The organism is Streptomyces sp. AC550_RSS872 (genome assembly GCF_019049285.1).
Classification (GTDB): Bacteria; Actinomycetota; Actinomycetes; order Streptomycetales; family Streptomycetaceae; genus Streptomyces.
The window spans coordinates 323780-346449 of record NZ_JAGMUL010000015.1 but is presented as its reverse complement, the minus strand read 5'-3'; the positions used below and the strand labels follow the sequence as shown (position 1 = coordinate 346449).

Here is a 22670-nt window from a genome sequence, read left to right as displayed (position 1 = left end):
GCCGACTTCGCCCGGGCCGGGCGCGACCTGCGGCGCGCCGCCGACGGCAGCGTTGCAGGCGGCGATCCGCTGCGGTGACGTGGCCGCGCCGCGCGAGCGGGCGACCGTGATCCGGGACGGCCTGCCGGGCCTGCTCGTCGACGCGACCGGGGATCCGCGTACGGCGTACCGGAGCGCTGTCGTGGTACGCCGTACGTCACCCCGTTCCCGCCGTGTCACCCTTCGCGACGCGGACCGGCACGCGGCGTACGCAGTGGTGACCTGCCGGTCGGATCAGCCGCTGCGGGTGAAGACGCTGTCCTGGTTGGCTCCGTTGGAGCAGAGCTTCTTCTCGTCGGCCGTCATCTTGCGGGACTTGACCACGACCGCGTTGCGCTTGCCGTCCGTGCCGTTCGGGGCGGGGCCGGTGATCACGTCGGGCACGAACCAGTAGTAGTGACCCCACTCGGGGTCGTCGTAGTGGGTCTGCCAGGTGCCGGATATCTGCTGCATGACCTGGGCCCGGGAGATCCAGCCCACTTCTCCGGGCCGCACGGTCACAGTGAAGGTGCTGGTCTCCGTGTGCGAGCTCTGCCAGGTGTAGTTGTACGTCGCGGTCACGCTGGCGGTGATGATGCCCTCGATGCCTCCGCCGACGGTGACGGAGCCTCCCACCGAGTGCGAGGAGCCCACGGTGTCGGCCCACGCCATCGACTGAGAGGCCGGCGAGGCCGTGCAGTTGTAGAGCAGTTCGGAGACCTGGCGGGGCTCTCCGAGGTAGGCCCGGCCGATTTCCGGGGAGTTGAAGCTGCACTTGCCCTGCCCGGAAGCGCAGTCGGCCATGATCTGCTCCGCGGTGGGCTGCTCATCGGCCACCGCGGGCACGGCGGCCACCGCGATCGTCCCGAGTGCGGACGCCGTCAACGCCAGCGTGCGGCCGCCGTACCGCAGTGCGCGGCTCATCGTCATCGTTGTTGCCTCTCACGTACGTGGGGGGTTCGGCGACCGCGTGCTGCCCGCTGTTACAGAAGGGGCCGCAGTCACCTTGTGATGTCCACGAGGCTCACGTAATCGACGACGGAGCTACACCAAGAAATCGCAAAGTTGTATTTGATTTTCAAAAATGATGCATGGTCAATTTCATTGCAGGTGAGGCGACTTCGGGCTGTCGGAGAGGGAAGTGGCCGGGGCGCAGGGCGGCCGTCCACAACTGGAGTCCAGACACACCTGAGCGTGGCCCGCGAAAACTCGGTGCCGCGTCCGCATCCGCTGGAGCAGAATCGGCCCCATGGCGGACATGGGAGCGTTCCGGGACGCGGTCACCAGCTGGGCCGCGGGCAGTCCCGGTGGGCCGGCCAGCGAGCTGGCCGCGCGACTGCGCGTGCGAACCGCGGTACTGCTGGAAGGGCCGAGCGACCTCGCGGCCGTGGAGACGCTGGCCGCCCGCCATGGCCGGGACCTGGCCGCCGAGGGGATCTGCGCCCTGCCCATGGGCGGGGCCATGAGCGTCGGCCGCTACGCCGGCCTCCTCGGGCCGTCCGGGTTGGGGCTGCGCCTGGCCGGACTGTGCGATGAGCGCGAGCAGCCCTTCTACGACCGCGGTCTCGAACGGGCCCGCGCGCCCCGCCAAGGGGTCTTCGTGTGTGTGACGGACCTGGAGGACGAACTCATCCGCGCGCTGGGCGTGCCACGGGTCGAGAGGATCGTCCAGGCCGAGGGCGACATCCAGGCCTGGCGGATCTTCGAACGCCAACCCGCACAGCAGGGTCGGCCCCCGCAGCAGCAGATGCGGCGCTTCCTCGGCACGAAGAGGGGCCGCAAGATCCGCTACGGCCGTCTCCTCGTCGAGGCCCTCGAACCGGAGCAGGTGCCCGCTCCCCTCGACCGTCTGCTCGCGAGCCTGTGACGTGATCCCACCGCAGGAAGCAGCGGAGGGGCTTGGTGCCGCCTCGGCCTGAACACGCCTCGGCCGAGCCTGCGTTGACCCATGCCGCGTCCGAGGTGCGCGTCGACGAGTCCGCCCTGCGGACACCGTCCGGATCCCGGCGTGGGCCTGCTCGACGATCGTGTCGACGTCGCCGACGCGGTACGCATCGAGCAGCCTCCCGTGCACCTTCTCCACCTCTCCCGGCACCAATGTCCGCGGTGCGCACCGGCAAGGCATCTCGACTAGCCCACCCGAAACTGGCACCGTAAATCGTTATGAAGATGACCAAATCGGGGCAATCAGCGTTTTCGGTGCGCTGGCGGCTCGTGCTGGCCAGCACCACGATGCTCTTCGTCGAGCTGGCGCTGATCAGATGGGCGGGCGCCAATGTCGTCCACCTCAGCTACTTCTCGAACTTCATCCTGCTGGGATCGTTCCTCGGCATCGGCATCGGGTTCCTGATCCCGGCCAGGCGCGGACAGTGGCTCAAACGCTGGACACCGATTCCGCTGGCGCTGCTCGTCGTCTTCGTCCGGGCGTATCCGGTGCAGGTGCGTCAGAGCAGCAGCGAGGTCATCTACTTCACCGCCGTGAAGACCACCGGCCTGCCGCAGTGGGTGACGCTGCCGGCCATCTTCCTGCTGACCGCGGTGATCATGGCCGGGATCGGGAAGATCACCGCCGACCTCTTCCGTCAGCTCCCCTCACTCGACGCCTACCGCTACGACCTGATCGGCAGTATCACCGGCTCGGTGTCGTTCGCCGTCCTGTCCTGGCTCCGTGCCCCGTCGGTCGTGTGGGGCGTACTCGCCGCCGTGGCCCTGCTGGTCCTGGGCGGGCGCCGCAACACGCTGCTGTACGGCATTCCCCTCACCGCGATGGTCGCCGCGCTGTTCCTGGAGTCGACGGCGGCCAGCGTCTCCTGGTCGCCATACTACAAGATCGAGCTCAAGGCGTCGCCGACCGCCACCCGGACGTACTACATCTCCGCCAACGGCGTCCCGCACCAGAGCACCGCGCCACTGCCGGTGCTGATGCGGGAGAACTCGCCCTACCGGCAGGCCTACGAGCAGACGCCCCGCAACCCGCACAAGCGCGTGCTGGTCATCGGAGCCGGAAACGGCAATGACGTCGCGGTCGCGCTGGCGCACGGAGCGGAGCACGTCGACGCGGTCGAGATCGATCCCCGCCTTCAGGAGATCGGCGCACAACTGCATCCCGCCAGGCCCTACGACGATCCCAGGGTGCACGTCCACATCGACGACGGACGGGCGTTCCTGGAGCGGACGAACGCCAAGTACGACCTCGTCATCCTGGCGCTTCCGGACTCGCTGACGCTGGTGTCGGGCGCGAGCAATCTGCGGCTGGAGAGCTACCTGTTCACGCGGGAGGCGTTCGAGGCAGCCCGGGATCATCTGACGCCGGACGGCGCGTTCGCGATGTACAACTACTACCGCAAGGCCTGGCTGGTCGACCGCTTCGCCGGTGACCTCGACGACCTCTACGGCCACGCCCCCTGTATGACGACGTTCAAACGGAACGCGGCCGTACTGGTGGCCGGGATGACACCCGCCGACCAGTCCTGCCAGCAGATCTGGCAGCCCAGCGGCCCGGTCCCGGCGGCCGCGACCGACGACCATCCCTTCCCGTATCTGCTGCACCGGAGCATCCCCACGCTCTATGTGGGCGCCCTGGGCGCGATCCTGCTGGTGACGCTGCTGGCGGTGCGCGTGACCGGGGTGCGTATCCGCAGCACGTTCCGCTACACCGACATGTTCCTGCTGGGTGCGGCCTTCATGCTGCTCGAAACGAAGAACGTGATCGGGTTCGCGCTGTACTTCGGCACCACGTGGCTGGTCAACGCCCTGGTCTTCTTCGGCGTTCTGCTCTCCGTCCTCGCCGCGGTCGAGGTCCGGCGCAGGTTGCGGCGGGTCAACCAGCTGCTCCTGCAACTTCTGCTCTTCGGCTCGCTCGCCGTGGCCTGGCTCGTTCCGACGCAGGCCGTGCTCTCGCTGCCGCCCGTCGGCCGGCTCGCGGCTGCCATCGCCCTGGCCTTCGCCCCCATCTTCTGCGCCAACCTCATCTTTTCCGACCGTCTCGCGCTGGCCCCCGACCCGACGTCCGCGTTCGGCGCGAATCTGCTGGGCGCGCTGACCGGAGGCGCGCTCGAGTACCTGGCCCTGCTGACGGGATATCAGGCGCTCCTGCTGGTCGTCGCCTTGCTGTACCTCGGGGCGTGCGTCGCCATGCGCGTCGCCGGCCGCGGATCGGACGGGCAGACAGCACGGATGCCGGACGAGACGGTGGCCGTCAAGAGCTAGCCACGAGACGGAGACGCCCCTCCTAGACCGAGCGGTGATGCGGCCGTACAACCCGCGCGCCGTGTCGCGAGTCTTCACCGGTGACCGGCACTCGTCAGAGTGCCCTTCCCAACTCGTTCCAACGGGGGAACACATGAGCTTGGCCAGCACTCGTGCGCGCCGCGGCACGGCCGCACTTCTCACCGCCTTGATGGCGGCAGGTCTCGGTGCCGCCGGCGCCGGAGCGTCCAGCGCCGGCACCGCCGCGCCGCAGACCCGGCAGATCGCCTCGTCCCAGCTCGGCACCGACTACAAGGTCACGCTGACGGCGCTGCGTTCGACTCAGGACGAGTACGCCGCCTCGGTGCGTCTACAGGTGTACACGCAGTCCAACGGCGCCTGGAAGGAGTCGGACCGTGTGACCGTGGGCGAGGTGGACGGCTGGTTCTGGTACCCGCTCACCGGCACGGGAGCGGTCTGCGAGTTCTCGACCGCGAGCACCGAACCGGCACCCCTGACGGTGAGTCTGCTGCTCACCCCGTCCCTCGGCTGCTCCGACCCGACGCACCTCGTCATCAAGGAGGGCCGGGTGTACGCGGGCTGAGCGGCCCGAGCCGTCGCGGACGCGGGTACCTCACGTATCCGCGTCCGTATCAGGTGCGGTACACCAGCCGTCGCAGAAGCGTCTCCATCGGCCCCCGTCGCCCGGCGCGTTCCAGTGCGTACGCGCCGACGACCGTCACCAGCCAGACGCCGACCGCGAAGACCACCATGGTGGCGCTGGTCAGGTGCTCGCCGAGGCCGAGGCCCCAGGCCGCGAGCAGGGGGGAGAACATCAGCGAGTGGGCGAGGTAGCAGGACAACGACCGCTTGCCCACCGCCGAAACCGCGACGACGGCTTTTCCGCCCCATCGGCTCCGGTCGCCGGGGCGGGCGTGGGTCCACCAGTGGGCGAAGAGCGCGACGGCGGCGACGTAGCCGATCCCGGCGGCGTTCCCCGTGACGTCCCGCAGCACGGTGAGTACCCCTTCCGCGCTCTGTGCGTCGTCCGGCACGTCCACCGCGCCGACGTGGGCGAGCGCGGCGGGCAGGGCGCCCAGCCAGCCGATCGCGATCCCGCCGACCGCGGTGCGGCGCAGCAGGCGCAGATGCCGCCCGGGTTCCTCGAGGACGCGTCGGCGCGCCGCCCAGAAGCCCAGGAGGAACACCAGGTAGCCGCCGCCGACGAGGGCGAGCGGGGCGGCGACGAAGGTGACGAACAGGCCGGTCGTCAGCCGGGTGCCGACCGCCACGAGGAAGCTCTCCTCACCCGACGCGTACGCCGCGAAGACCGGCTCCGCCGCCGCGTCCCCCAGGGACCCCAACTCGCCCCGCAGCAAGGCCGTGACGACGGGCAACGCCGAGATCAGCAGCAGTTGTACGGCCGCGACGCCGATCCACCACTTCAGCGCACGCTCGCTGCGCCTGACGAAGAGCAGGCCCAGGACGAGGCTCAGCACCCCGTAGTAGCCGACGATGTCACCGGCCATCAGCAGCGTGGCGTGCGACAGCCCGATGACGATCAGCCACAGGCTGCGGCGGCGCAGGATCCCGACGGCGGCGCGCCCGCGGGCCCCGGCCTCGACCTGACGCTGGTAGAGCTGCATCATGCCGTAGCCGAAGAGGAACGCGAAGAGCGGGTACACCCGCAGATCCAACACGGTGATCATGGTGAACTGCGCCGCCCGGTCCGCCCAGGAACCGTCGACCGGCTGCCATCCCGAGGGGCCGTGGCGCGCCGCCCAGAGGTGGAACGCGGTGTTGGACACGACGATCAGCAAGAGCATGATGCCCCGCGCGAGATCGGGTGCGAGGGCTCGCTCCCCACTGCGCACGGCCCCGCGCGGCGGCCGGGCCTTCCCGGCGTTCTCGGCGGCCCCGGTGCTGTCGGAGGCTCCTGTGCTGTCGGAGGCTCCTGTGCCGTCGGGAGCTCCTGTGCTGTCTGCGGTCTCGGCGTCAGTCGTCGTCACACCGCCACGCTAGGAAGGCGGCCGGTGCCGGGACATCCGTCTTCGGTCTCGGCGCGGCCGACCAAAGTATGGCGTGAACGCACCGAAGGTGCCCGGGGAACATTCGTCCAAGACAGGACACCCCGACGTCGGCGACCGTGGAGGCATGCGCAGCTACGACATGGCGCCCGCGCCCACGGATCGTGATGCCGCGAGCGGCTGGGAAGTCGCCCACCCGCTCGGCGGTACGTCGCTGGACGGCGTCCGGATGGCCGGGTTCCGCGACCGGATCGCCGCCGGACTGGATCTGCACGTCCTCCCCCAGCCCGCCGTGATCGTCGTCGTCGGACTCGGCGACGAGCCGCTGTGCGTGGATGGTGCCACGGGGCGACAGCCGCTGAACAGCCTGGTCGCCGCGCTGTCGCCCGGTCAGGCCCGTATTCGCGGCCGGCGCGTCGAGTGCGTCGAGATGCGTCTCTCGCCGCGAGCCGCCTACCGGGTCCTCGGCGTCTCCCCGCGAGAGCTCGACGGGTCCGTCACCGGTCTCGCGGACCTGTGGGGGCGCCACGAGCGCCGTCTGCGCGATCTGCTGGCCGAGGCCAGGACCTGGCAGGAACGCCTCGCGCTGACCGACGAGTTCCTCGCCGAGCGGGCCGCTGACGCGCCGCCCATGACGGCCGAGGTCGCCGCCGCCTGGGAGACCATCGTCGCCCGCCGCGGCCGGGTCCGCGTCGATGACCTCGCCGCCTCCTGCGGATGGAGTCGTAAGCGACTGTGGTCCAGGTTCACGGACCAGGTCGGCCTCACCCCCAAGCGCGCCGCCATGCTGGTCCGCTTCGACCATGCCGCCCGGGCGCTGAGCTCGGGTCAAAGCCCCGCCGACGTCGCTCTCGCCTGCGGCTACACCGACCAATCCCACCTCCACCGCGACGTGTTCACGCACGCCGGATGCACACCGGGCGCCCTTGCCGGCAGCACCACGACCGCCGGCTGACGCGCACCCGTACCGAAACGGGACCCCACCGAAGGCCCCACCGAAGGAAGGGAAGACATCCGTGGCGAAATCCGATGCCCCGGCAGCGAGCACAGCCGACCGTGACCAGATCGTCCGGCTCGTCTTCGGCACCATGGCCGCGCAGACCCTGCGCGCGGCCGTCCGGCTGAGGGTGGTCGAGCGCATCGGCAACACACCGCGCACCGCCGCCGACGTCGCCGCCGAGGCCGGAACCGAGCAGCAGCCCATGACCCGGCTGCTCCGCGCGCTCACCAGCCTCGGCCTCCTGAACGAACCCACCCCCGGCGCCTACTCGGTGACCGGTGCGGGCGCACTCCTCCACCGCCAGCACGTCGGTTCCGTCGCCTCGTTCGTGCGGGTGTTCACCGAACCGGCCGTCGTTCGCGCCTGGGAACATCTGGATGGCAGCATCCGCACCGGCCGGCCCGCCTTCGACACCGTCTTCGGCACCGACTTCTTCAGCCACCTCGGCCAAAGCCCCGAACTTTCCGCCGAGTTCAACGCGGCCATGAGCCAGGCTGTGTCCGAGACCGCCGCGGCCCTGCCGCACGCCTACGACTTCAGCCGGTTCACCACCGTCACCGATGTCGGTGGGGGCGACGCGACCCTGCTGGCCGGCGTACTCACCGCGCATCCGCACCTCACCGGCGTGGTCTTCGACACCGCCGAGGGCTTGGCCCAAGCCCCCTCCACCTTGGAGCGGCACGGGCTGAAGGAGCGCTGTTCCCTGATCGCCGGGGACTTCTTCACCTCCGTCCCCGAGGGATCCGGCCTCTATCTGATGAAGAGCGTCCTGCACGACTGGACCGACGACCAAGCAGTCACCATCCTCGGCCACTGCCGCGACGCCCTCCCGCCCGACGGCCTCCTCCTCGTCGTGGAACCCGTGCTCCCCGAAGTCGCCGACACCCACACCGGGACCGGCATCGCCGATGACGCGGTCACCTACCTGAGCGACCTCAACATGCTCGTCAACCTCGGCGGCCGGGAACGCACCCGCCAGGACTTCCAGGACCTGTGCCGTCGGGCCGGCCTCGTCCTCACATCGAGCACCCCGCTCGCCGACGCCGAGCCCTTCTCCCTCCTCGAAGCGAGGCCCGGCTAAAAGAAGATCGGCCGGAGTCCCGCCGTCACCGCGTCGGCGGCCGCCACTCGAACAGCAGCAGCGTCGCGTCGTCCCGGAGCCGCCCGGGCTGGGCGTCCAGGATCGAGTGGATCAGCCGCCGCAGGGTTTCCGGCGCCAGTTCGCCCGCGGCGGTGGCGCGGATGATGTAGTCGGCGAAGTGCTCCAGACCGAACAGGCCACCGTCCCGGGTACGGGACTCGGTGACGCCGTCGGTGTACAGCAGCACCCGGTCGCCTGGTTGGAGGGCGACCTCGTGCGTCCGCCGCGAGGAGTCGGCCAGCAGGGACGGCAGTCCCATCGGCGGATCGGGCTCCCGCTCCAGGGCGTCGACGAGCAGCCGCTGGTCACGGATGAGCAGGGGCGCGGGGTGTCCGCAGCTGGTCCAGCGGAGCACGCCGCTCGCCAGGTCCAGTTGGGCGAGTACGCCGGTGCAGAACTGGTCGGGGAGCCAGCGGGACAGTGCCTCGTCCACGCTCTCCACCAGCTCCGGCAGGTCGGCCCCGGTGCGCCGCGCGTTGCGGCAGGCGGACAGCGACACCGCGGTGGTCAGTCCCGAGGCGAGGTTGTGGCCCATGGCGTCGAGGACGGCGGCGTGCAGGGTGGTGTCGGTGAGGGCGTGGTCGAAGGCGTCACCGCCGAGTTCGTAGGCGGGCTCCAGCAGAGCCGTGGACACGACGTGTGCCGTGCCGATCGTGCGGGGCGGCAGGAAGGCTCGCAGCATCTCGGCGGGCAACTGCATCGGTTCGGTGCGGGTCCGTCGTACGAAGGACTCCTTGTACGCCCGCCTGGACGTGATCATCATGGCGAGCAGCGCGGCGAGCGTACGGCTGCGGCGCAGGGAGGCCGGCGTGAGGGTGGCGGAAGGCACAGCGAGCACGCCGAGCCGCTCCGCGCCGTCCAGCAGCGGGAGCCATGTCGTCAGGCCGCCCTCGGACTCCTCCACGCGCAGGGACTGGGTGCGATAGGTCCAGCCGGCGAGCGAGTCGTCGACCGGCAGTGCGCTGGACACGTCGGTCAGCGGGATCAGCCGGCGCTGCTGAAGGTCGGCGAGGTAGATCACCGCCTGCTGAAGCCCCAGGGCCTTGCAGCAGCGGGCCACCGCGGTGGAGATGTCCAGCGCCGAGTTCGCCGGATCGGCGAGGAACTCCTCCAGCACACCGTCACCGGGCTCCGACGTCATCACCTCGCCTCCTCTCACCGGCACCGCGGGACACGGTTGCGGTCACCTCGTTCAGCAGTCTCACATCGGGGCCCGTGGCCTGCCCGGCGACCGGCGCGGGCGAGGGGGCAGCGGGGTGCGGCCGCTCCGCCGTACGGATGAGCGGTGCGCTTCGGCGTGCTGCGGCCGTTGCGGAACTCGCATCTTCCCGTTCCGGGAAGTGGCCCGGTTAATCCGATGGCGCGCGTCGGACTGAAGTCCCAGGCTGTGCCTGTGTCAGAACTCAAGTACCAGATCCGCGCCCGCTACACCGACTCCACGATCACCGTCTACCAGGCCTACGCCACGGAGATCGGCCTGCCCGCAGCCGGTGCCGGCCGATTCCCGGCGGCCTGGAAGCGTGATCGGATGACGTGGATCAAGCCGTCTTTCCTCTGGATGATGTACCGCTGCGGGTGGGGCACCAAGGAGGGCCAGGAAACCGTCCTCGCGGTCGAGATCGCCCGCGACGGCTTCGAGTGGGCGTTGGAGCACGCGTGTCTGTCCCACTACGAGCACGGACTGCACTCGGACCGAAGCGCGTGGAAGCGGCAGATGAAACGGGCCCCGGCCCGCGTCCAATGGGACCCCGAGCGCGACCTGCGTTTGCGGCCCCTGAACCACCGCTCGCTACAGCTCGGGCTCTCCGGCGAGGCCGCGCACCGCTACGCGGATGCGTGGACGGTCTCCATCACCGACATCACGCACCTCGCGCACCAGATTCACCGGCATGTGAGGGCCGGGGACCTGGACGCCGCCCAGCGGCTTCTCCCCCAGGAATCCGCCTACCCCACGCCCGACGGACTCTTGGACCACCTGCGTCCATGAGTCCTCCCCTGCCATGACCTCCCAGGTAATCGACGGCTCCCCCCTCCCCCGGGCAGGATCGGGCACACCGACACCGGACCCGATGCCGACGCGTACGCGAGTCCCCCCGGAATCCGCCCGCAGCCGCGAGGAGAGCTGAGCGCCATGTCCGTCAAGTGCACCCCGTCCACGGCCGGTTCAGCGTCTGCCATGGCGTCCGTCGCCGAGGTCACCCGGTCCGTCGTGCAGGAGTTCGTCGCCGCCCGCCTGGCCGGCGACACCGGACGGCTCGTCTCGCTCTTCGCCGACGACGTCGACTGGGTGCTCGCCGAGAACCCCGGTGTCCCGTGGATCCGGCCACGGTCCACCGCCGCCGAATGCGCCGCCCAGTTCACCGAGTTGACGGAGCACACCGTCCCCGAGGACGCGCGCGCCTGCGTCGACACTTTTCTCGTCGACGGCACCGATGCCGTGCTGATGGGGCACTTGTCCGGGACCGTACGCGCCACGGGCAAGAGCTTCGAGGGGCCGTTCGCGCTGCACCTCACCGTCGAGGACGGTCGGATCACCCGGCATCACCTGTACGAGAACAGCCTGTCGATCGCCCGGGCCTGCGCCCCGTGCGGCGGTGGCGACGCAGATGCGCGCCTCAGAGTGGCGTGCCGTCGTTCATCGCTCGCAGGTCCGACCGCAGGGTGACGAGCCGGTTCTCGAGGTTCGCCAGGGCGGGCAGCAGCGGTAGGACCGGGGCGTGGGGCCAGGGAGCGGTCGTGTACGGGATGTGCAGCGGTGGCATACGGATGCCGCTCGGCGGGAAGCGCGCCGCCCGGGTGGCGGCGGCCGTCGACTCGGCCGCCTCGTGTGCCCACCTCCCCGTGACGAGATGATCGTCGGGCACAGCCGCTGCGGCGGTTCGCGCACGCCCGCGCGGTCCCCGGCTGTGCCCTGCTGGTGGCCGCGGTGGTGCCGCTGCTCATCGCGTTCGCCTCGCTGTTCTCCGAGGACGCCCTCACCAACATCGTCTCGTTCGCGATCCTCGGCATCTACGCCTCGCTCCGGATGGTGGTCCTGGCCGCGCTGCGGGCCCGGCTCAAGGGCCGGCATCCTGCGGGGGAGTTCACGCTGGGCCGCTGGGGACTCGCGGTGAACATCGGGGCGCTCGCTGGCCTACGGCATCTTCGCGATCGTCAACATCTGCTGGGCACGGGCCTGCTCCACACGTTCACCACGCACCACTACGGCCGTGGCAACGCACCCTCGGGCGACGCCGTGCCGGAGGGCTGATGTCCCTTGTCCCTCAGAGGCGGCGGTCGTCCAGCGCTCGAAGCGCCTCGTCCGCCGCCGCGCGGGCCGGTGCCGTTTCCGAGTCGTCCGAGGCGAGGGCGCTGAGCCGGGCGCGCAACCGCTCCTGGTCCGGGGGCCGTGTCCTGGTGTCCGCCAGCCAGTGGGCCAGTCCTTCCGTGGCGTGGAAGCGGACCGTCTCGTCCGGGTCGTCCAGGGCGTGAACGAACCGGGCCAGGTCGGCTCCGGTGTCGTCGTCGGTCGCGTTGTGCGTGTCGAGGAGCGAGAGCGCGGCGGCCCGGACCTCGGCCGTAGGGGTCCGGTCCACGATCCGCCGTAGGCCGGGCAGGGCTTCCGCGAGGCCGATCAGCGCGTTGTGCGTCTTCCAGACCGTGGTGGGGTCGGCGGCGAGGTGGGCCACCAACGCCCCGGCCACGGAACGGCGTTCCCAGGGTCGGAGCCCGTCGTCCACCAGCGCGTCCAGGCCGTCGACCGCACCCGCGCGCACCTCGCCGTCGACGTCGTCCAGCAGCGGAAGCAGCAGCCAGACGGCGTCCCACCGGCCCGCCTGCCCGATGGCTTTCGCGACCGCCGCACGGGTACGACCGGGCAGCGCGAGGTCGTTGACGGCCGTACGCAGCACCCCGACCGCGGCCCGGGTCGCGGCGGCTCCCAGCGCATACGCGGCCGAGGGACCGGCGGCGGCATCGCCGAGCCATCGTGTCGCGGGCCCTGCCACGCGATCCTCGCCGCGCCGACCGAGCCCACGCAGCAGCGCGGCCGCGACGCTCGCCTCCCGCTCCGCCTCCAGCGCCTCGACCAAGGCGTCCCGCGTCCGGGTGGCCTCGACGTCGAACAACCGGGCGGCCACCGCGCTGCGCACCTGGGCGGATGCATCGTGGAGCCCCGCGACCAGCGCGTCATGGAGGCGGCCGGTCCACTGCGCGGGAAGCAGTTCGAGAGCCCGCACGCGAGCGTCGCCCGCGCCCTGCTCGGCCGTACGCACCACCTCGGCGCGGACGGCCGGGTCGTCCCGGAGGCGGTACAGCAGGACGCGGGCGCGTCCCCACACGGCTGGATCCGGGTCGCCCAGAAGGGCCACAAGCGCGGGCACGTGCCCCGGCACGCCCAGGGCTTCCAAGCCATCGAGGGCGTTGATCCGCAGGTGCCGGTCAGGATCGCGGAGCAGGCGCGTGTGGGCGTCCACGATCGCCGGGCAGTCGAGCCCGAGCAGGATGGCGGCACGCGAGGCCCGGCGCCGTACCCACGGGTCCTCGTCGTCCATCAGGGCGGGCAGCACCACACGGCCCGCCTCGGCGACCCCCAGTCGGCCGAGCCCCACGGCCACGGCCTCCCGCACCTCGGGCGTCCGGTCATCGGCCGATGCGACGAGCACCCACGCGTGCTCGTCCCGTCCGACCCTGCCCAGGCCTTTCGCCGCGGCCGCTCGCCGCCAGGTGTCGCCGTCCTTCAACTCCCGCAGGAAGAAGGCGATTTGCTGTTCCACTCCCATGAACACCCCCGATGAGTTGGACAGGTGAGCCGACCGGAGGTTGTACCAGGGGGTCTGAGAGGAGTTCGCAGGGTTCGGGCGATGACCGCTGGAAGGGTTCCCGGTGTCTCCATGGGTGAGCGTGCTTCATGAGCTGGTCCTCGTGACACAGCCCCGCGGCGAGGAGCTCCGCCCCCTGGCCTGCCGGCCACTCGTGCCGGCGGGCGATGCGGCGTGACACCCACCCGGCCGAGCCGTGACCCGACCAGGTTGCCCCAAGCCCCTCCCCCACCTGCTGCAAGGCTTGCGTGACATGCCGGGTGGACGACTGGACCCGGCGCACCGAGAGGTGGAGGACGCGATGGACTGGGCTCACGCTGGCGCCCACTGACGAGCTGGTCACGGCGAGTGACCGGCTTCAGGAGCGGTTGAGCGAGGGGCCGTGCTTCGACGCCGCCCGTACCAGGGAGGGCGAGCGGGTCTTCCGTATTCCGGACTTCACCCGGGAACAGCCGCGGTGGCCGGATTTCGCGCCTCAGGCCCATCAGCTCGGGGTGGGCAGCATGATGGGCTTCCTGCTGTACACGGAGGACGAAGAGCTCGGCGCGCTGAACGTCTACTCCCGCAAGCCGGGCGCGTTCACCGAGGTCAGCGAGCTGGCCGGCTGGCTGCTCGCCTCCCACGCCGCCGTCGCCTTCTCGAGCGCGCGCACGCATTCCCAGATGGAACGCGCCGTCGCCACCCGGCACATGATCGGCGAGGCCATGGGCATCCTCATGGGCAGCCACCACCTCACCGAGAAGCAGGCATTCGACACGCTGCGCCGATACTCGCAGGAGCACAACGTCAAGCTCCGTGAGGTCGCCCGCCGGATCTGTGAGTACGGCAGCCTGTACTGACCCGCGGCGGGCGGCTCCCCCGGCACGTGGTCTGAACCAGAGGAGCCTGGCCGGGCCGGCCCCCAAGGGAACGCAGCTCAGCCCGGCCTAACCGCCAAGTCCCCAGCCTCACGGGTTTCACGCGGTCCGACCGCAGGCATTGTCAGCTGTCAGGCCGTTCCTCATCCGTGGGACGGCTGTCAGAGACGGCTCACCAGGGCGTGCCGGCCGGCTTCTCGGAGGATGAGGTCGGCGGTCTCCTCGGCGGTGAGGGCCGCACTGTCCAGCCACCATCCGGCATCGCCGAGCTCGCGCCGCATCCGGGCTTCGAGATCCTCGTAGCCGTCGAAGGCGAACTGCTCCCGTGGATCACGGATGGTGTTGCGGTACCGGCACATCTCGATGCCCGGCGCGAGGACGACGAACAGGACGCGTCGAGCCGGGAGGAGGGAAAGGAAGAAGTCCAGCTGCTCGCGGTCGGGAATCACCCAGTCGATCACGGGCGTGAAGCCCGCGTCGGAGAAGTTGTTCGCCAGGGTGCACAGGTTGCGGTTGCACAGCTCCACCTGCCGCGCCGCCTCTTCGGCGGGTTCGCCGAGGGCCCCGACACGACCGCTGACGATCAGCCTGCCGACGAAGTCGCCGTCGAGCCGGGCCGAGTGCGGCAGGCGCTCGGCGATGAGCCGGGTCACGGTCGACTTCCCCGCCCCCGGCATCCCCGTCACGATCACACAGTCCCGGGTTCGCGAAGTGAGGATCACGCCCGCGATCGTGTCAGCGGGACCGGTGAGCGGCAACGTGTTTTCACTGCCTGAAGGAGCGGTCCCTCCTGGTCTTCCGGTTCAGCGACCCCAACGGCTGCGTCATCGCCGTCATACGGAAGCAGACCTGGTAGCCCGCGGGGCAGAGCCGCACGAATGAAAGCCGCTACTCGGACGGGGGTCTCCGGTGCGGTTCGGCCACGGCCACGGCTGTCGTTCCTCGAGGATCTTGGTCGTCCGTTCGTGACCGACCCTGACGAGGAGCGGAAGTATGTCCCATCGCCCTGCCCGGCCTGTACAGCGTTCCCGCCTGATCACCTGGTGGGCGACGATCGGCGCTGTCACGGCTCTGGCACTCGGTCTCCCGGGCACCGCGGGCGCGGCCGACGGCCCGGCCCCGCCCGAGGGGGCCGTCGCCGCCCCCGCGGCCCTCATCCGGGGAACCCTTCAGCCGGACGCCCCGCCGCCTGGTGCGAATGACTGGAAGTGCCGCCCGACCGCCGCCCACCCGCGCCCCGTCGTCCTGCTGCACGCGACCCTGACGAACGCTCACATGAACTGGGGCATGCTGTCACCCCTGCTGAAGGACGAGGGGTACTGCGTCTTCGCGCCGAACTACGGCGGGAGACCGGGAATTCCGTTCAAGGCCACGGGCCATGTCCCCGACTCGGCCCGCGAGATCGCCCGCTTTGTCGACCGGGTGCTCGACGCGACCGGTGCCCGGCAGGTCGACCTGGTGGGGCACTCCCAGGGCGGCGGTGTGCTGCCTCGCTGGTACCTGCGCTTCGAAGGGGGTACGAACCCGGCGAAGCCGTCGCGCAACAAGGTGCGCAGGCTCGTCGGCCTGGCCCCGTCCAACCACGGCGCCACCGTGTCCGGTCTGGGCACCCTCACCACCGCGCTCGGCCTCAACCAGACCGTGTCCGCCGTGGCGGGGCAGGCGTACGCGGACCAGATGGTGGGGTCCGAGGTGCACAGGAGACTGGACCGGGGCGGCGACACCCAGCCGGGCGTGGACTACACGGTCATCGCGACCCGGTACGACGAGGTCGTCACGCCGTACCACAACCAGTTCCTCACGGCGGGGCCGGGCGCGAAGGTACGCAACATCACGATCCAGGACATCTGTCCCCAGGACCTCTCCGAGCACATCTCGGTCGCCTACGACTCCAACGCCATGCAGCTCGTCCTCAACGCCCTGGACCCCGCGCATGCCGATCCCGTGCACTGCCGTCTCTCGGCGCCCCTGCTCGGCGGCTGAAACGACGGTCGGGGCCCCGTTCGCCGCATGCGACACCCCGCCGGTTCGACCTGAGCCCGCCTCTTGTGGAGAATCAAGGTCATGAGCGAGAACGTGTTCTTCAAGGTTTCGGCTGGTGGCAAGGATCTCGGCCGCATTGTCTTCCGGCTGTTCGACGACGTCGTGCCCAAGACGGCACGCAACTTCCGTGAGCTGGCGACCGGTCAGCACGGGTTCGGGTACAAGGGTTCCCCGTTCCACCGGGTCATCCCGGAGTTCATGCTGCAGGGCGGCGACTTCACCAACGGCAACGGCACCGGTGGCAAGAGCATCTACGGTGAGACCTTCGCCGACGAGAACTTCCAGCTGAAGCACGACAGGCCGTTCCTGCTCAGCATGGCCAACGCGGGCCCGGCCACCAACGGCTCGCAGTTCTTCATCACCACCGTGGTGACGCCGTGGCTGGACGGTAAGCACGTCGTCTTCGGTGAGGTCGTCGAAGGCGAGGACGTCGTCAAGGCGGTCGAGGCCCTGGGCAGCCGTTCCGGCGCGACGAGCACGAAGATCGTCATCGACGACTGCGGCATCGTCGCCTGACCCAGTCGTAGCCGCAGATCCGGTCCACTCAGGTCCGTCAGGCCCGCACCACGGGGGCCTGACGGACCTGTTCCTTTTCCCCGTCCGGCCGGTGGGCGGTTCCGCGGTCGGTGCGACTCGCGGCTCACCTCCGAACCGCTGGATCCGAGCAGGAAGTCGAGGTCGGCGTGTGCGGCACCGACATGGAGTTCTTCACCGGTGCCAATGCGTCAAGGCCACTCCCGCTGTCCGATGCTGCCGGGGCACGAGTGGGCCGGAAGCTCTTCTACTCGGCGTCCGGGGCGACGCTCCCGGCACCGCCGAGGGCAATCAGCCGCTGATCGACGACCCGAGCGCGGCCGGCTCGCGGCCGTGCAGGACCCCGAGGTACTGCCGGCGTGGCTCACCGAGTACGGCCTCGACGCGCTCACCGAAAGCTTCTCGCATGGCTTCACCGGAGCCCTCAACTGGTACCGCAACCTCGACCGCAACTGGGAACTGGCTGCCGCGTGGCACGGCGCCGTCGTCACCTCGCCCGCCGTGTACATCTACGGCGACCGCGACCTGGTCCCCGCGTTCCCCGGTACCCCCGAAGTCCCGGTACCCCCGAAGTCATCGAGAAGTTCCCCGACCTCATGCCCAACCTCCGGCGCAAGCCCCTCAAGCCGGCACCGTCACCGGCACCGGCTGCTGGGGCGTAGCGTCGGCCTGGCCGCCGCCCGCGTGCCCGCTGCCGGACAGCCGTGCGAAGATCCCCGGGTGAATGATCTACGCTTCCGCACCGCCGCTGCCGCCGATCTCACCGCCCTCGTTCGTCTTCGCGACGACGCGGCACGCTGGATGCGGACGCGCGGCATCACAGGGCAGTGGCAGCCGGGGGAGCTGGACGAGGACCACTTCGCTCGGGTCATGGCGCAGGGCGAGATCTGGCTCGCGGAGGCCGGTGGGAACATCGCCGGGGCCTGGGAGTTGTGGTGGGAGGACGAGGCCGCCTGGGGTCTTCAGCCGCCTGTGGCCGGATATGTGCACCGGCTCATGGTGGACCGGACCCTCGCCGAGCCGGGGACGGGACGGCTGCTGCTGCGGGCTGCGGAACGCCGCGTGGCCGCAGTCGGACGGACCTGCGTGCGCCTGGACTGCCTTGCCGGTAACGAACCGCTCAACGCCTACTACCGCCAAGCCGGTTACCGCACCGTCGGCCACAAGGAGGGCAAGCCGCAGCCGGGCGGGGCACCGAAGTCCTTCACGCTGATGGAGAAGGAGGTTCGGCAGGCCGAACAGGGCTGAACCAGAGGTTGAGTTCTGGGTCTCCTTCCGGTTCTTGCCGCGCTCCTCCCTGCGGCCGCGGACGAGCAGATCCCATGGCGAGGACGGTGGAAAGCCGCAGTTGAAAGCGGTAGACGTACGGGCGTGGGGACCCGTATCTTCCGCATACCGTGCGTGAGGTTCTGGGGAGGACCGTGCACGGTTCTCTTGGACACCTGACACGGGGGGACTACTCCACCATGCTGTGCACGCGATGCCGTCGTTTCGAGGCGGCACCGGACGGGGTCATCTGCGCCCCCTGTGCCGCGGCCGGAGCGCCGCTCATGGCGCCGCCGCACGGCCACAACGCCTGGCTCAGCTCGCCCGTCGGCCTCGGCAGGGCCGTCGCCGTGCTGCTCGGCCTGGTCATCGCCACCGACCTGTTCGCCGTCTGGGTGGACGTCATGTCGTACGACGTGCTGGGCGCCCTCATGGACGGCGACTACAGCGAGGCCGTGCAGCGCAGAGCCGATCGGGCGGACTCCCTCTACGCGGCGGCCGGTGTCGCACAGACGGCCGCCCTTCTCTCCACGGCGGTCGTCTTCCTCGTCTGGTTCCACCGGGTGCGGGTCAACGCCGAGGTGTTCGATCCGTTCGGGCACCGCAAGAAGCGTGGCTGGGCCGTGGGCGGCTGGTTCGTGCCGGTCGTGAACCTGTGGTTCCCCCGCCGCATCGCGCTGGACATCTGGGAAGCCAGCGGGCCCTGGGACAGGGCCCGGCCGCACGGTCTCCTGAACGGCTGGTGGACAGCCTGGGTGATCAGCCTGCTTGCCGGCCGGATCTCCGCCACCTCGTACCGCAATGCCGAGACAGCCGCAGAGATTCGGCGGGCCATGGGGCAGGTGCTGTTCGCGGACGCGGTCGACGTCGTCGCCGCCGTCCTGGCCATCCTCTTCGTCCTCGCGCTGACCAGGATGCAGGACGAGAAAGCCCGCAGCGGGCCGGGAGCGTCCGTGCCCGCCTCCGCCTGACCTCGGGTTCGCATATACGAATTGCCGGAACGGTGGCATCAACGGCTTCAAATGGCCCCGCTCTTGCGGCCTCAGTCGGCCCTGTCCGGTGGGGAACCACCGGCAGAGGGGAGCAAGCAGTGAAGGCATCCGCCGTGCCCTCGTTGGGCTCGGCGTCGTCATACTCCGGATCGAAGTCCTCGTCGTCGACACGCAGGCCTTCCCACGACAGCGGTTCACCGACCCACTCGGGATCGTCCTCACGCGTGTACCGGCGCAGTCGACGCCGACCGCGACATCGAGATTTGGAGAAGCCCTCGGCCCGACCGCATGGCCGGGGCCGAACACCGCGGCACCGAGAGCAGGCTCGCGAACTCGCCTCCGTACCAGTTGCCTGCCGTCTTGAAGATGTCCGAGTGGACGCTCGTCGTGCAGCGAGGATGCCGAAAGTGCGCTATTCAGAGGTTCCGGTGCGAAGACGCTGGTGGTACCGCTGAAGGGCGTCGGGCTGGCCCACGCCGGCATGCGCTGTCGCCGTCAGTTCCACGGTGATGTGGACCCCGCCCTCAGAGCGCGGGGTGAGGGTGAGGGTTCCGTCGTGTGCGTGGGTGATGGTTTTGACGATCGCCAGGCCGAGGCCGACGCCCGCGTGGTCGGTGTGTATGCGTTCGGTGCCTCGCTGGAACGGTTCGGTGAGGGTCGAGGCCAGCTCTGGGGTCAGCCTCTCGCCGGTGTTCTCGACCGTGAGCGTCACCGTGTCCGGGCGGGCACGGGTTGAGACCCACACCGTGCCCTGTTCGGGCAGGTTGTGGACGATGGCGTTGTGCACGAGGTTCGTGGTCAGCTGCAGCAGGAGCGTCGGCGAGCCGGCCGTGGGCGCGACGTCGCCGCGGGTCTCGATGGTGACACCGTGCTTCTCGGCGAGAGGGAGAAGGGTTTCGGTGGCTTCTTCCGCCAGGAGGGACAGGTCGACAGGTTCTCGGGTGAAGGTCCGCCGCTCGGCGCGGCTGAGCAGGAGCAGCGCCTCGGTGAGGTCGATCGCTCGGGTGTTGACGGCGTGGAGGCGGTCGACGAGTTCACCGGTGTCGTGGTCCGGGTCGGTGCGGGCCACGTCGAGGAGTGCCTTCGAGATCGCGAGCGGAGTGCGTAGCTCGTGAGAGGCGTTGGCCGCGAATCTCTGCTGTTCGGCGACGTGAGCTTCGAGCCGGGCGAGCATCGTGTCGAAGGCGTCGGCCAGTTCGCGGAACTCGTCCTCGCGGCCCGGCAGCCGGATACGGTGGGAGAGCGTCCCGTTCGCGGCCATGCGTGTGGCGTAGGTGATGCGCGTCAGGGGCGCGAGCATGCGACCGGCGAGGAACCATCCTCCCAGGAGACCGAACACCAGCAGGAACGCCAGCACCGAGGCCGCGATCGGAGCGAACTGACGCACGACTGCGAAGCGGTAGTCGGGCATGAAGATGAGCCCGGGGTGGGCCACACGATCCAGGAACACCCACCCGGCCGCGAGCAGGAGAACGCCTGCGAGCATGAGGAATCCGGCGTAGCTGAGGGTGAGTTTGAGGCGAACGCTCATCCCGGGCTCTCTATGCACGGTCTCCTCCCCCGCGTCCGGCCTCCGGCTGCGCGTCGATCCGATAACCGACGCCTGGCACGGTGGCGATGATCCACGGTTCGCCGAGACGCTTGCGCAGTGCCGAGACGGTGATGCGTACGGCGTTGGTGAACGGGTCTGCGTTCTCGTCCCACGCCCGTTCCAGGAGTTCCTCGGCGCTGACGACACCGCCTTCGGCGGCGACGAGGACGTCGAGCACCGCGAACTGCTTCCTGGTCAGCGCGACGTAGCGGCCGTCCCGGTGGACCTCTCTGCGAAACGGGTCGAGCCGCAGACCTGCGATCTCTCGCACCGGCGGCCTGCTGTGGGCGCGTCTGCGGTCGAGTGCTCTGAGCCTGAGCGCGAGTTCTCGGAGTTCGAAGGGTTTGGTGAGGTAGTCGTCGGCGCCGAGTCCGAAGCCGGAGGCCTTGTCGTCGAGACGGTCGGCTGCGGTGAGCATGAGGATCGGCATGCCGCTGCCGGAGGCGACAATGCGTTCGGCGATCTCGTCACCGGAGGGTCCGGGGATGTCGCGGTCGAGGACGGCGATGTCGTAGGTGTTGATGTCCAGGAGTTCCAGGGCGGTGTCGCCGTCACCGGCGATGTCCGCCGCGATGGCCTCCAGGCGTAGGCCGTCGCGAATGGCTTCTGCCATATAGGGCTCGTCCTCGACAATCAGCACGCGCATGCAGGGATGCTACGAGTCGGCGCATATTGTCGGCGTATCGAAAACCGCATACGCGCCCGCAACGCCGCGCTGCCTTGACTGGCGCTATGACTCGACCGCCATCGTCCCCACGAACAACGGCCCGCCGGATTCGCCGACGCCTGGGCGTCCGCCCGGCAGTCGGATCCGCGGTGCTCCTTGGCCAACCTCGACCCGGGACTGCTCAAGGCCCTCCACCGGGCCGCGGTACGGGTCCGAAGAGGAGGCTGTCGGGCACTCCGATGCGACGGCGTGGCTGTCCGGGCGCGGTGCCGAGTACGGGCTGTGCCGGATCTACCGGAACGAACCATGGCATGACGAACTGCGCACCGATGCGATCGATCGTGGTTGCCCGCGCATGTATGCCGACCCCACCCATGACCCGAGGATCCAGTAGTGACCGGCAGTGAGCGAGGACAGGCGATGGTGCAGGTCGACACGGCGGAGCAGGCCGGGCAACGGAACGTCGGCCGCCGGGGTACCGGCTCCGCCGGCCGGCGTGCGCGCATCCGTCGGACGGTCCGCAGCGGCTTCCGGCCGGGGCCCTGGAAGCGCGGGCCGGTGCTCGCCGCGCTGGCGCTGCTGCTCGGCCTGCTCATGCTTCTGCACGCGCGGATCACGGACCGCGGGGGCCTGGGCAGCCTGGTGGAGACCTTCCTGCCCTGGTTCGGCCTGTGCGTCCCGGTGCTGCTGGCCGCCGCGCTGTGGCGCCGTTCCGCCTCCGCAGTGGTCGCTCTGCTGCTGCCGGTCATGGTGTGGCTGAACCTCTTCGGCGGCCTCCTCGGCGACAAGTCCCACACCGGCGGCGACCTCACCGTCGCCGGCCACAACGTCGGCGCCGACAACCCCGACCCGGTCGGAACAGCCCGCGACCTGGCCGCCTCCGGGGCGGATGTGCTGGCCCTGGAGGAGGTGACCCAGGAGGCCAGGGGCACGTACGAGAAGGTACTGGCGAAGGCGTACCGGTATCACACGGTGCAGGGCACGGTCGGACTGTGGAGCAAGCTGCCTCTGTCGGACACCCGCGCGGTCGACATCGAGATGGACTACGGGCCGCTGGCGGCCACCAAGCCGGCCAACGTCAAGCTGGCCTACGCCCGGGCGCTGCGCGCCACGGTGGCCACGGAGCAGGGTCCGCTGGCGGTGTACGTGGCCCACCTGGGGTCCGTACGGGTGTTTCCCCGGAACGGCTTCTGGACGGACAGCCGGGATCGCGGAGCGGACGCGCTCGGCAGGGCCATTGCCGCCGAGCGGAACGAGCGGGTGGTGCTGCTCGGCGACCTGAACGGCACCGTGGACGACCGGGCGTTCGACGGTCTCACCTCGCAGCTGCGCTCGGCCCAGGACGAGGCCGGGGACGGCTTCGGGTTCAGCTGGCCGGCGACGTTTCCGGTGGCGCGGATCGACCACATCCTGGTCCGCGGCGTGGAGCCGAGAAGTTCGTGGGTGCTGCCGGCCACCGGGAGCGACCACCTGCCGGTGGCGGCCACCATCAGCTGGTGAATCCTCGATGAGGTGCCATTCGAGCGTCAGCGCCGCTTGTGGTCCGC

Annotated in this window: 21 protein-coding genes and 3 pseudogenes; 16 read left to right on the top strand and 8 right to left on the bottom strand. The window is 70.1% G+C overall.

The window, feature by feature from the left end; genetic code table 11:
- Positions 1–79 precede the first annotated feature (79 nt).
- Positions 80–205 (top strand): annotated as a pseudogene (locus KUM44_RS47135) (hypothetical protein); the annotation flags it as partial.
- A gap of 68 nt (positions 206–273) precedes the next feature.
- Here the strand turns inward: KUM44_RS47135 and KUM44_RS07885 are convergent.
- Positions 274–942, bottom strand: coding sequence for a hypothetical protein (locus KUM44_RS07885; RefSeq protein ID WP_254389166.1), 669 nt, complete (start codon positions 940–942; stop codon positions 274–276).
- Between the two features lie 325 nt (positions 943–1267).
- Between KUM44_RS07885 and KUM44_RS07880 the strand changes: the two genes are divergently transcribed.
- The 3 genes from KUM44_RS07880 to KUM44_RS07870 all read left to right on the top strand — a co-directional run bounded on the left by KUM44_RS07880 (position 1268) and on the right by KUM44_RS07870 (position 4810).
- Complete coding sequence (locus KUM44_RS07880; protein WP_217207030.1) at positions 1268–1885, top strand: TOPRIM nucleotidyl transferase/hydrolase domain-containing protein; 618 nt, start codon at positions 1268–1270, stop codon at positions 1883–1885.
- Positions 1886–2187: 302 nt separating this feature from the next.
- Positions 2188–4227, top strand: coding sequence for a spermidine synthase (locus KUM44_RS07875; protein WP_217207029.1), 2040 nt, complete (start codon positions 2188–2190; stop codon positions 4225–4227).
- Positions 4228–4360: 133 nt separating this feature from the next.
- The gene (locus KUM44_RS07870) at positions 4361–4810 is read left to right on the top strand and encodes a hypothetical protein (RefSeq protein ID WP_217207028.1); all 450 of its coding nucleotides are present in this window, start codon (positions 4361–4363) and stop codon (positions 4808–4810) included.
- 49 nt (positions 4811–4859) lie between these two features.
- Here the strand turns inward: KUM44_RS07870 and KUM44_RS07865 are convergent, their stop codons facing one another.
- Positions 4860–6032, bottom strand: a complete 1173-nt coding sequence (locus KUM44_RS07865; protein WP_217207071.1) for a DUF418 domain-containing protein — start codon at positions 6030–6032, stop codon at positions 4860–4862.
- Positions 6033–6360: 328 nt separating this feature from the next.
- On the opposite strand from KUM44_RS07865, the gene KUM44_RS07860 reads away from it, so the two are divergent.
- Both KUM44_RS07860 and KUM44_RS07855 read left to right on the top strand, forming a co-directional pair.
- Complete coding sequence (locus tag KUM44_RS07860; protein ID WP_254389165.1) at positions 6361–7188, top strand: AraC family transcriptional regulator; 828 nt, start codon at positions 6361–6363, stop codon at positions 7186–7188.
- A 61-nt stretch (positions 7189–7249) separates the two neighbouring features.
- Positions 7250–8314, top strand: a complete 1065-nt coding sequence (locus KUM44_RS07855) for a methyltransferase (protein ID WP_217207027.1) — start codon at positions 7250–7252, stop codon at positions 8312–8314.
- Between the two features lie 25 nt (positions 8315–8339).
- Here the strand turns inward: KUM44_RS07855 and KUM44_RS07850 are convergent, their stop codons facing one another.
- Positions 8340–9515, bottom strand: coding sequence for a PP2C family protein-serine/threonine phosphatase (locus KUM44_RS07850; RefSeq protein ID WP_217207026.1), 1176 nt, complete (start codon positions 9513–9515; stop codon positions 8340–8342).
- Positions 9516–9731: 216 nt separating this feature from the next.
- Here KUM44_RS07850 and KUM44_RS07845 point away from each other — a divergent pair, with 216 nt between their 5' ends.
- Both KUM44_RS07845 and KUM44_RS07840 read left to right on the top strand, forming a co-directional pair.
- On the top strand, positions 9732–10361 hold the full coding sequence (locus KUM44_RS07845) for a DUF4291 domain-containing protein (RefSeq protein ID WP_217207025.1): 630 nt from the start codon (positions 9732–9734) through the stop codon (positions 10359–10361).
- Positions 10362–10505: 144 nt separating this feature from the next.
- Positions 10506–11039, top strand: a complete 534-nt coding sequence (locus KUM44_RS07840; protein WP_374202019.1) for a nuclear transport factor 2 family protein — start codon at positions 10506–10508, stop codon at positions 11037–11039.
- Here KUM44_RS07840 and KUM44_RS07835 read toward each other — a convergent pair.
- Positions 10990–11238 carry a hypothetical protein gene (locus KUM44_RS07835; protein WP_217207074.1) on the bottom strand — a complete coding sequence of 83 codons (249 nt, stop codon included), beginning with the start codon at positions 11236–11238 and terminating at the stop codon, positions 10990–10992. The genes KUM44_RS07840 and KUM44_RS07835 overlap by 50 nt on opposite strands.
- A 53-nt stretch (positions 11239–11291) precedes the next feature.
- On the opposite strand from KUM44_RS07835, the gene KUM44_RS07830 reads away from it, so the two are divergent.
- Positions 11292–11624: a hypothetical protein gene (locus KUM44_RS07830; RefSeq protein ID WP_254389164.1), complete on the top strand. Its 333-nt coding sequence runs from the start codon at positions 11292–11294 to the stop codon at positions 11622–11624.
- 13 nt (positions 11625–11637) lie between these two features.
- Here the strand turns inward: KUM44_RS07830 and KUM44_RS07825 are convergent, their stop codons facing one another.
- Positions 11638–13128 carry a HEAT repeat domain-containing protein gene (locus KUM44_RS07825; RefSeq protein ID WP_217207024.1) on the bottom strand — a complete coding sequence of 497 codons (1491 nt, stop codon included), beginning with the start codon at positions 13126–13128 and terminating at the stop codon, positions 11638–11640.
- Between the two features lie 359 nt (positions 13129–13487).
- On the opposite strand from KUM44_RS07825, the pseudogene KUM44_RS07820 reads away from it, so the two are divergent.
- Positions 13488–14012: pseudogene (locus KUM44_RS07820) on the top strand (GAF and ANTAR domain-containing protein); the annotation flags it as partial.
- Between the two features lie 179 nt (positions 14013–14191).
- On the opposite strand, the gene KUM44_RS07815 reads toward KUM44_RS07820, so the two are convergent.
- Positions 14192–14752 (bottom strand): AAA family ATPase, encoded by a 561-nt coding sequence (locus tag KUM44_RS07815; RefSeq protein WP_308402527.1) that lies wholly within the window; start codon positions 14750–14752, stop codon positions 14192–14194.
- A gap of 271 nt (positions 14753–15023) precedes the next feature.
- On the opposite strand from KUM44_RS07815, the gene KUM44_RS07810 reads away from it, so the two are divergent.
- The 5 genes and pseudogenes from KUM44_RS07810 to KUM44_RS07790 all read left to right on the top strand — a co-directional run bounded on the left by KUM44_RS07810 (position 15024) and on the right by KUM44_RS07790 (position 18844).
- Complete coding sequence (locus tag KUM44_RS07810; RefSeq protein WP_217207022.1) at positions 15024–16013, top strand: triacylglycerol lipase; 990 nt, start codon at positions 15024–15026, stop codon at positions 16011–16013.
- 81 nt (positions 16014–16094) lie between these two features.
- Positions 16095–16589: a peptidylprolyl isomerase gene (locus KUM44_RS07805; RefSeq protein WP_217207021.1), complete on the top strand. Its 495-nt coding sequence runs from the start codon at positions 16095–16097 to the stop codon at positions 16587–16589.
- A 254-nt stretch (positions 16590–16843) separates the two neighbouring features.
- A pseudogene (locus KUM44_RS07800) lies at positions 16844–17230 on the top strand (alpha/beta hydrolase); the annotation flags it as partial.
- Positions 17231–17327: 97 nt separating this feature from the next.
- Entirely contained in the window at positions 17328–17855 is a 528-nt protein-coding gene (locus KUM44_RS07795) for an N-acetyltransferase (protein WP_217207020.1), read from the top strand.
- A gap of 218 nt (positions 17856–18073) precedes the next feature.
- Complete coding sequence (locus KUM44_RS07790) at positions 18074–18844, top strand: DUF4328 domain-containing protein (protein WP_217207019.1); 771 nt, start codon at positions 18074–18076, stop codon at positions 18842–18844.
- A gap of 433 nt (positions 18845–19277) precedes the next feature.
- Here KUM44_RS07790 and KUM44_RS07785 read toward each other — a convergent pair whose 3' ends face one another.
- On the bottom strand, positions 19278–20396 hold the full coding sequence (locus KUM44_RS07785) for a HAMP domain-containing sensor histidine kinase (RefSeq protein ID WP_254389162.1): 1119 nt from the start codon (positions 20394–20396) through the stop codon (positions 19278–19280).
- Positions 20397–20406: 10 nt separating this feature from the next.
- On the bottom strand, positions 20407–21102 hold the full coding sequence (locus KUM44_RS07780; RefSeq protein ID WP_217207017.1) for a response regulator transcription factor: 696 nt from the start codon (positions 21100–21102) through the stop codon (positions 20407–20409).
- 441 nt (positions 21103–21543) lie between these two features.
- Between KUM44_RS07780 and KUM44_RS07775 the strand changes: the two genes are divergently transcribed.
- A complete protein-coding gene (locus KUM44_RS07775) occupies positions 21544–22623 on the top strand; it encodes an endonuclease/exonuclease/phosphatase family protein (RefSeq protein ID WP_217207016.1) in 1080 nt (359 codons plus the stop codon).
- The last annotated feature ends 47 nt before the right edge of the window (positions 22624–22670 follow it).